This window comes from Pantoea sp. ME81 (genome assembly GCF_903970985.1).
Classification (GTDB): domain Bacteria; phylum Pseudomonadota; class Gammaproteobacteria; order Enterobacterales; family Enterobacteriaceae; genus Pantoea; species Pantoea communis.
In genome coordinates this window covers 1-8,337 of sequence record NZ_CAJCKS010000196.1, presented here as the reverse complement: position 1 = coordinate 8,337, position 8,337 = coordinate 1, and the positions used below count along the sequence as shown (strand labels likewise).

General features: G+C 53.8%; 12 protein-coding genes and 1 pseudogene. 8 read left to right on the top strand and 5 right to left on the bottom strand.

Annotated elements, in window-relative coordinates; translation table 11 throughout:
* Together H7A81_RS23625 and H7A81_RS23620 are read right to left on the bottom strand one after the other, a co-directional pair.
* Positions 1–218 (bottom strand): annotated as a pseudogene (locus tag H7A81_RS23625) (hypothetical protein); the annotation flags it as partial.
* Positions 219–278: 60 nt separating this feature from the next.
* A complete protein-coding gene (locus tag H7A81_RS23620; protein WP_034821995.1) occupies positions 279–608 on the bottom strand; it encodes a hypothetical protein in 330 nt (109 codons plus the stop codon).
* Positions 609–810: 202 nt separating this feature from the next.
* On the opposite strand from H7A81_RS23620, the gene H7A81_RS23615 reads away from it, so the two are divergent.
* The 4 genes from H7A81_RS23615 to H7A81_RS23600 all read left to right on the top strand — a co-directional run bounded on the left by H7A81_RS23615 (position 811) and on the right by H7A81_RS23600 (position 2,338).
* Entirely contained in the window at positions 811–990 is a 180-nt protein-coding gene (locus H7A81_RS23615; protein ID WP_034821992.1) for a hypothetical protein, read from the top strand.
* A gap of 175 nt (positions 991–1,165) precedes the next feature.
* Entirely contained in the window at positions 1,166–1,387 is a 222-nt protein-coding gene (locus H7A81_RS23610; RefSeq protein ID WP_058962298.1) for a YgdI/YgdR family lipoprotein, read from the top strand.
* 131 nt (positions 1,388–1,518) lie between these two features.
* On the top strand, positions 1,519–1,902 hold the full coding sequence (locus H7A81_RS23605) for a hypothetical protein (protein WP_034821987.1): 384 nt from the start codon (positions 1,519–1,521) through the stop codon (positions 1,900–1,902).
* A 22-nt stretch (positions 1,903–1,924) separates the two neighbouring features.
* Positions 1,925–2,338, top strand: coding sequence for an N-acetyltransferase (locus tag H7A81_RS23600; protein WP_038647520.1), 414 nt, complete (start codon positions 1,925–1,927; stop codon positions 2,336–2,338).
* On the opposite strand, the gene H7A81_RS23595 is transcribed toward H7A81_RS23600, so the two are convergent.
* Together H7A81_RS23595 and ldcA are read right to left on the bottom strand one after the other, a co-directional pair.
* On the bottom strand, positions 2,339–3,001 hold the full coding sequence (locus H7A81_RS23595) for an MBL fold metallo-hydrolase (RefSeq protein ID WP_160868213.1): 663 nt from the start codon (positions 2,999–3,001) through the stop codon (positions 2,339–2,341).
* A gap of 23 nt (positions 3,002–3,024) precedes the next feature.
* On the bottom strand, positions 3,025–3,948 hold the full coding sequence (gene ldcA, locus H7A81_RS23590) for a muramoyltetrapeptide carboxypeptidase (protein ID WP_045833039.1): 924 nt from the start codon (positions 3,946–3,948) through the stop codon (positions 3,025–3,027).
* A gap of 163 nt (positions 3,949–4,111) precedes the next feature.
* Here ldcA and emtA point away from each other — a divergent pair, with 163 nt between their 5' ends.
* Positions 4,112–4,741, top strand: a complete 630-nt coding sequence (gene emtA / locus H7A81_RS23585; protein ID WP_075564066.1) for a membrane-bound lytic murein transglycosylase EmtA — start codon at positions 4,112–4,114, stop codon at positions 4,739–4,741.
* 59 nt (positions 4,742–4,800) lie between these two features.
* Here emtA and H7A81_RS23580 read toward each other — a convergent pair whose 3' ends face one another.
* Positions 4,801–5,748: a sugar-binding transcriptional regulator gene (locus H7A81_RS23580; protein WP_034821975.1), complete on the bottom strand. Its 948-nt coding sequence runs from the start codon at positions 5,746–5,748 to the stop codon at positions 4,801–4,803.
* Positions 5,749–5,932: 184 nt separating this feature from the next.
* Between H7A81_RS23580 and H7A81_RS23575 the strand changes: the two genes are divergently transcribed.
* From H7A81_RS23575 to H7A81_RS23565, 3 genes are all read left to right on the top strand, one after another.
* Positions 5,933–6,874 (top strand): D-ribose ABC transporter substrate-binding protein, encoded by a 942-nt coding sequence (locus tag H7A81_RS23575; protein ID WP_182058885.1) that lies wholly within the window; start codon positions 5,933–5,935, stop codon positions 6,872–6,874.
* A 13-nt stretch (positions 6,875–6,887) separates the two neighbouring features.
* Positions 6,888–7,499 (top strand): DUF2291 family protein, encoded by a 612-nt coding sequence (locus H7A81_RS23570; RefSeq protein WP_160832510.1) that lies wholly within the window; start codon positions 6,888–6,890, stop codon positions 7,497–7,499.
* On the top strand, positions 7,499–8,337 hold an 839-nt coding region (locus H7A81_RS23565), incomplete at its 3' end, for an ATP-binding cassette domain-containing protein (RefSeq protein ID WP_182058884.1). The genes H7A81_RS23570 and H7A81_RS23565, both read left to right, overlap by 1 nt.

The following is an 8,337-nucleotide window of genomic DNA, read 5'->3' as shown; positions in this document are numbered from 1 at the left end:
TGCCAGTCACAGGCTAAGGTCATAAATACCCCCTCCTGCAAATTCACCTCTTCCAGTAAACGCCGTAAATTTTCGGAATGTTTACCCGCTGAGATTTCGTCGATGCGATCGGTCTCCAGCGTGAGGTCAAATCCACAAGGATTCACCGAACCATCCGCGTTGGTGGAAGCGGGGAAGGGGAAATCGATGTAGCCGTTATTGTCCAGACTCTTTTCCATAGTACAGGTCCGCAGCGTGAGGAAGCCTGACAATAAACCATCTTTCCCGGCTAAGCACGTTTAAGGGCACGTCCAGGTAATCATGGTGTTCTGATAAGGGTTGATCAGACGGAATTGTTTATCTGACAGCCGCTGAGCGGTGAAGCCCTCAGGCGTCACGGCAGAAGGGACATACTGGAAACGATCGCTGGAGTGCAATGTGCCACTTTTCACCGCCACGCCATCACGCGTGACCGTAAAGGCATTCACCAAATCGAAGATGCGCGCCTGCGTCTGCCCCATTGATTGTCCATAAATGGTCGCGACTTCGCCCGGGCAGTCGACACCTTTGGGCGTGGAGCTGCAACCAGCCAATAATAAAAGGGTGAGTACTACCGTGATTCGCAACATGATCCTGTCCTGGTTCGATTCCTTGTTTGCAGTGGCCCGTCAATGCCCACTGATATGCTGATCATAGCAGGTCTGGCACCGCTTCCCATTTGTCATTTGCTTAATCGTTAAGCGGTAAGAATGTAAAGGGGTGACTTTGGTAGCAGATAAACGTTATTCTTGCCATCGTTGCGCATCAGGTAAGCAAAACAAGGGCAAATCTATGAAAGAAGAAGAAGCCAGTTTAATGATTCTTCAGCACGCGATTGATAAATTAGAAGCCGACAAAAAAAAGCAGGTAATGAACTGTGTAGCGGCCATACAAGAAGTGATGCAAGGCTTCGATCCGGAAGATGCGGGTCTGGCGTTAATGTTAGTCGCCGCACAGGTTGCAGCAGAGTAATCCCTTTCGGTCATTCCTTCCCCATCCGTTTGCGATGGAAATCCATGCAATATAGCTGCTGCTCAGTCGATATCGGCTGATGCGCAGCAATTGTTCTGCACAGATTAATCTTTCTCCTGGTTCACATTACTGCGCGCTGTGCTACACCTGACAATGAATCCAAAAGGAGGATGAGATGAAAAAGACATTGCTTTTAATTGGTACTTTTAGCCTCGGCCTACTGCTGGCGGGCTGCGCATCCGATCACGTCATGCACACCACCGATGGGCAGACCATTGTGGTGCAGGGTAAACCGAAAGTGGATGAAGATACCGGCATGATTACTTACAAAGATATTGATGGTAAAGAACAGCAGATAAACCGTAATCAAATCAAAGATATGAACTCGGTTAACTAACGTTTTCTTTACCCTTCTATCCTTGCAGGCCCGTACTCAACGGGCCATTATTCGTCTTCTCACTTTTTTCTGTGTTACGCTTCTCTGCATAAAACCCAACGAAATCATCATCTAACCTCAGCGGAGATCCAATGAAGGCGATAGCTATTGCCGTTGGCTTAATGGCGTGCCATATCGCGCCGGCCTGGAGCGAAACCGAATTTCAAATTACCTGTCCGGGGCGCCCGACCATGACGGTATCGCGTGCGGAATACGGTTTAAGTACGCTGATGTGGCCAACACGTCATTTTCAAATTGCAGCAGGGCAACAGCGCACGCGTTTGCAAGGCGGGGATAAAGTGGCGATCACGCGTTTTCGTAATGGCGATCAGCTGATTGTGAACAAAAACAATGACGATACGTTCTTTGTCTATGCCGATAGCGATAAACTCATCCCCTGCAATCGCACCGAAAAACGCGATGCGGAAATTCTTTCGCTGGAACGTTACGACGATAGCCAGCGCCCCAATTCATAGTTGCCTGTCAAAGGAGAAGACGATGCAATTAAGCGTAACCGACACCGTTACCGCAGAGGATCTGGATGATGTTCGTCTCGGCCTCACCGAATATAACAGCCGCTTTATCGATCCCAGTGAGATGCAGGCGATTGGCGTCTTCATTAAGGATGCTTCTGGCCGCAAGCTGGCCGGGTTGACCGGTTCCACCTTTGGTAACTGGCTGCGCATCGACCTGCTATGGGTCGGCGATGCGTTACGTGGGCAGGGCGCTGGTACACAGTTGATTCAGGCCGCCGAAACAGAAGCCCGCGCCCGTGGTTGCCTTTATGCGCAGGTTGATACGGCCAGTTTCCAGGCGCGCCCGTTCTATGAAAAGATGGGCTACACCTTACGCTTTAGCCTCGATAATTATCCGCGTCTGCATCAGCGTCATTACCTCAGTAAATCGCTGTAGCTAGATCAGTGGCTGCTGGCGTAAATCCAGCGGCGATTGCTCTGCCTCATCAATCGCCGCCAGCCAACTCTGCAAATCAACTTTGGCCCATGATAAGTGACCACGCGTGGTACTCATCAGCACGACATCCGGGCGCAGCTCGCGGTACAGCTCCAGTGATTGCTGTAACTCCAGCGGATTACTCTCCGGTACCAACACGCTGATCCAGCGGTTGTAGTCACAGGTTAAGGTATCGCCAACAAACAGATAGGTCTGGCCCAGCGGGGAGTGATAAAGGTAACTGCAGCTGCCGGGTGTGTGGCCGGGTGTGGGCAGCAGATGGAAATCACCAAAGTGGCTTTCCTGCTGAATGAAGGTCTCATCAGGTTCGACAATCAGACTGACCGGCCCCAGTGAACGGCTGTGACAGTAGAGCGCACTGTTAAAACGCTGCTGGATCGCCACGGCGCCGGGCGCGGCTTCATGCCAGTGGGTGAGGTAGTGGCGAATCACCCCGCCCGCATCATTGAGAAACTCATGATCGAGCGGATGCTCGACACGGCCGATGACCAGATTGCCGCGCGGATGGCGCAGCATAAAGCCATGCATCATTAAATCTTGCGCCGTCTCTTCGGCGGGAAATTCCGGGGTGGAGATCCACAAATCTTCGTACAGTGGCTTCAATGTCGGTCTCCTGCGGCAAAACGTTAGCGCAATGTCGGGTGGCCGGTGAAGGCAAGCTGTGCTTCGCCCTGTTCAAGCTGTAAGGTGGCGCTGGCACCCAGCGGCAGCGTGACGGTGTCGGCATCGTGGCCAAACGCCAGTTCGCTGATCACCGGTAGCTGATATTCATCGCGGATGCGTTGCCATACGCTGGCAAAATCGAAACCATTGTCATAAGCCGACAGTGACGTGCTGGTGAAACTGCCGGTGATGATCGCCCGCTGGCGCGCCAGAATGCCGCTCTGTTGCAGTTGAATCAGCATACGCTCTATGCGGAAAGGATGCTCATTCACATCCTCGATCACCAAAATGCCGTTTTCAATTTGTGGCATCCAGGGTGTGCCGATCAGTGAGCAGATCATCGCCAGATTGCCACCCCACAAGGTCCCTTGCCAGCGTCCCGCATCCGGGCTGTGGGTCTGCCAGCCTATATTGACTGTAGGAGAAGAGAGCGCCTGCCAAAAGTGTGACAGGGTAAATTCGGATAATGCCTCTGCGCCGAAGTTGCCGGCCAGCATCGGGCCGCTGAAGGTCACCAGCCCGGTTTGCGCCAGTAACGCCAGTTGAATCGCGGTAAAATCACTGTGTCCACAAAGCGCGATAGGTTGATTGAGCAGCCGGCGCTGCAGACCGACATAATCAATCTGATCCAGCAAACGCGAGGCACCGTACCCACCGCGCACCGCCAGCACAATATCGGGCAGCGTGCTCAGTGTTGCCAGCTGGTTCACATCATTCAACCGTTCCCCGTCTTCGCCCGCAAAACGCTGGAAGCGGCGTGTAATCGCTGATAAGTTGTCCAACTGATGTCCCTGAGCCTGTAAACGACTCACTGCACGTTGGGCCGCATCCTGATTATGGCAATAGCCGGAGGGGGCGATCAGACGAATAGATCGGGGGGAAAGCATAGCGTTCATCCTGATTTAAAGTGGCCTGCCGATGATGGCGAAATCCGTTACCGATGTCACGGCAGCACAAGGTTTTTTACGTATTTAGGATAAACGGTAATTTTGCATTGCGCTGCGCCAGGTATGATAGCTCGCGCCAACTCTATTGCGGAACCAAAAATCAGTGAAAATTCGACTACTTATGCTATCTGCGCTGTTGCTCGCGGGCTGTGCCAGTGAGCCAGAAAAAACGGTCGTGCCAGAGAAAAATACGCCATTAACCCAGGCACCACCGTCGAAAGTGAATGATGCATGGTCAATGTTTACCGAAGATGCCGCCAGTCATTATGGCGTTGATGAGAAGTTAATCAGCGCCATTATTAGTGTCGAATCCGGGGGCAATCCCACCGTTACCAGCCGTTCAAACGCGGTAGGGTTGATGCAGATTAAAGCCTCAACGGCGGGGCGTGCGGTGTATCGCACTCAGGGACGTCACGGTCAGCCGACGTCTTCGGAATTGCGCGATCCAGCGAGAAATATCGATATCGGTGCGGCATATCTCAAGCTGCTGCAGGATTCTGAGTTGGCCGGTATTCGCAATCCACTCACGCTGCGTTATGCCACCATCGTTTCTTACGCCAACGGTGCTGGTGCGTTGCTGCGCACCTTCTCACGGAATCGCGATCGGGCGATTGCGATGATCAACTCGATGACGCCGGACGAATTCTATCAGCATGTGCAGGATAAACATCCGGCGGCACAGGCACCACGTTATCTGTGGAAGGTCACAACGGCCTACCGAACCATCGGATAAGTCGGCTTTGCGAAGCGCGGCTCGTCAGGGCCGCGCCTTAAAGCAACCTGTTAAATCGGTCATTCCATCAGCAATCGTGCGGTGGGATAATCCACAATCAGCACTTTCACATATCCACCGCGCAACGCTCCGCGAATCGCCTGGGCTTTCTCTTTGCCGCCCGCCAGTGCCACCACTTGCGCACACTGTTTAACCTGCGCCAGCTCCATGCCAATCACCGGATCTTCCTCGGCGTTCAACACCGGTTTTCCGTCAGCATCAAAATAATGCAAACAGATATCGCCCACCGCACCGCGCTCGGCCAGCGTGCGCAGCATCTCGCCGTCATAGTAGTTGCCGGAATTGCGTAGCAGCGCGGAGGGCTCAAGATCGCCAATGCCGACAATCGCCAAATCCACTTGATCAAACTTTTCCAGCACCACGGCCACGTCTGGGTTTACTGATAAGCGTTGACGATCCTGCACTGAATGCTCAATCGACTGCGACGGCAGCAACCAGGCCGGACAATCCAGCAGCGCCGCAAGATTCTGCGTCAGGATGGTGGCCTGCACGTTGCCGTTCGCACCCACCCCACCAAGTAGCTGGATCACGCCTTTGCAGGGCGCACTCAGCGGATGCAACGCGTCCACCATCGCGCGAATGGTGCCACTCCATGATGAAATGCCGATCAGTTCATCGGCGCGCAGGCGGGTTTCCAGATAGTGCGCCGCTGCTGAGCCAATCGCCTGTTTAATTTGCAGCGCGGAAGCCTGATCCGGCACATCGACCACAATCACCTGTGGCAGCTGATACTGCTGCTCAATCGCCTTCTCCAGTTCGGGATAGACATTGGCGGGTGGCACCACGCTGATTTTCACCACGCCTTCTTTCACGCTGCGATTGAGGATGCGTGACACAAAGGATTGCGACAGCTTCAGCAGTTGCGCAATATCGGACTGCTTCATGCCTTCCACATAATAAAGCGTGGCGATTTTTACCATCAGCCGCTGTTCGTCCTGTTTTGCCATGGTTTTTTCTCTCTCTTAACCTGCCTGGTATTGTTAATCAGGCTGTCATAAATAACAACGCAGAACATTTTGTGATCGTTTTCGCTTTTTCAGGATCGCGCGATGGACGAGTTCAGGAAGCCAGCGCATAGTCATTATGCATATAAAATCGCAATTGAATATATATTCAAGCGGAGAAAAATCAATGAAAGCTTCTGTCCTCAAAATGACCCTACTGGCTTCACTGATGTTAGCTTCAGCGGCAACGCTGGCGGCAGAAAAAGGCTTGATTGCTATCATCACGCCTTCTCACGATAACCCGTTCTTTAAAGCTGAAGCCGATGGCGCGCAAGAGAAAGCCAAAGCGCTCGGTTACACCACGCTGGTGGCCTCGCACGATGATGACGTGAACAAACAGAACCAGCTGATCGAAACCGCCATCGCGCGTAAAGCCAAAGCGATCATTCTGGATAACGCCGGTGCTGACGCCACCGTTGGCCCGGTGCAAAAAGCCAAAGATGCCGGAATCCCCACCTTCCTGATTGACCGCGAGATCAACAAAACCGGCGTCGCCGTGGCGCAGATTGTCTCTAACAACTATCAGGGCGCGCAGTTGGGCGCAGAGAAGTTCGCTAAGTTGCTGAACGGCAAAGGCGACTACGTTGAGCTGCTGGGCAAAGAGTCGGATACCAACGCGGGCGTGCGCTCACAGGGCTATCACGACGTGCTGGATGACTATCCCGATATGAAGATGGTGGCGCAGCAGAGTGCCAACTGGAGCCAAACCGAAGCCTTTAGCCGCATGGAAACCATTCTGCAGAAAAATCCCAACATTGTCGGGGTGATTTCCGGGAATGACACCATGGCGCTGGGGGCAGAAGCCGCGCTGAAAGCCGCCGGTAAAACCAACGTAATTGTCGTGGGCTTTGACGGCAGCGATTACACGCGCGATTCCATCATCAATAAAGGCAACATCAAAGCCACGGTGCTGCAGCCGGGCTGGGATCAGGCACAAATGGCGGTTGAGCAGGTGGATTACTACCTGAAAAACGGCAAAGCGCAAAAAGAAGAGAAGCAGCTGATGGATTGCGTGCTGATCGACGGCAGTAACGCCGCGAAGCTGAAAAACTTCAACCTGGCGAAATAAGACGGAGGTCGGCATGAAGGGAAAAGCAGCAACCGGGCTGATGGTTGGGCTCTTATCGCTGATATTGACCGCCTGCACCGTGGTGGATCTCGATGCAAACGGCAATCCCATCATGCCGAAAGATCCGAATGCCAAACCCGGCTACAGCAACCAGACGCCACAGCAGATCGCCGAATCGAGCTGGGCCAGCCGGGTGCAGCAACCGGCTGAGAAGCAGGCGCTGAGCTGGGCGGATATGGAAACCAAAAGTCATACCGTCAAGGCCGGGGGCAGCGAAAGCGTGTTTGTGCGTGCCGGAGGAACCGTCACCGCCTTTGATAACAGCAACGAACGCGAACGCAGCCTGACTGTCACCATCAATGGCAAACCGGTCAAGGTGTTGATTGGGCCGGTACTGCGCAGTAATGCAATTCGTGATGCGGCGGGCTATCGCTTTGAAGAGTTCACCAATCAGGTGCAATACGCACAGCTGACTAAAGCGTTGAATCGTCATGCCGTCCAGCAGCTACCGCCGGTGGATGCCAGTTGGGTCGGCAAACCGGTGCAGGCGCTGTTAGCCGTCAGTATGGAGCCGAATCAGGTGAATGACGTGGTGGCGATTCAGTTGCAGCAAGGGAATCCATGATGAGCGATGAAATCATCCTGCAGGCCAAACAGATGTCGATGTTGTTTCCGGGCACCCTGGCGCTGGATCGTGTCGATTATCGCGTGTGGCGCGGCAAAGTGAACGTTATCATCGGTGAAAATGGGGCAGGTAAATCCACGCTGATGAAGATCCTCGCCGGGGTGCAGCAGCCCACCAGCGGCGAAATGTTCCTTAACGGCGAAAAAGTGGTGTTGAGCAGTACGCGAGACGCCGCCCGCCACGGTATCGGCATGGTGCATCAGGAACTCAACCTGTTCGAAAACCTCAGCGTGGCGGAGAACATCTTTCTGGGGCGGGAAATCCAGCGCGGAATCAGCCCGATTAACGAAGCAGAACAGAAGCGACGCACGGCTGCGTTATTGCAACGTCTCGACCAGCCAATTTCACCGGACGAGATGGTCGGCAACCTGAAAGTAGGTCAGCAGCAGTTGGTGGAAATTGCCAAAGCGCTGGCAGAAAACGCCGACATCTTAATTCTGGATGAGCCGACCTCGGCGTTGAGCAAAACCGAAGTGGAGATCCTGTTCCGCGTGATCCGCGAACTGACGCGGCAGGGGGTTTCCATCATTTATATCTCACATCGGCTGGAAGAGCTGATGGCGATTGGCGATGTGATCACCATCCTGCGCGACGGTCGCTTTCAGGCGGAAGCGAAGGTCAGCGACATCGATGTGCCGTGGATCGTGCGTGAAATGCTCGGCAGCGAACCGGTGAGTAACTTTCTGCCGCCTAATCGTCAGTTCGGGGCGGCGGTGCTGGAAGCCGAGCACATCACCTGTGTCAGTGCCCATGGCAATACGCTGGTGGACGATGTCAG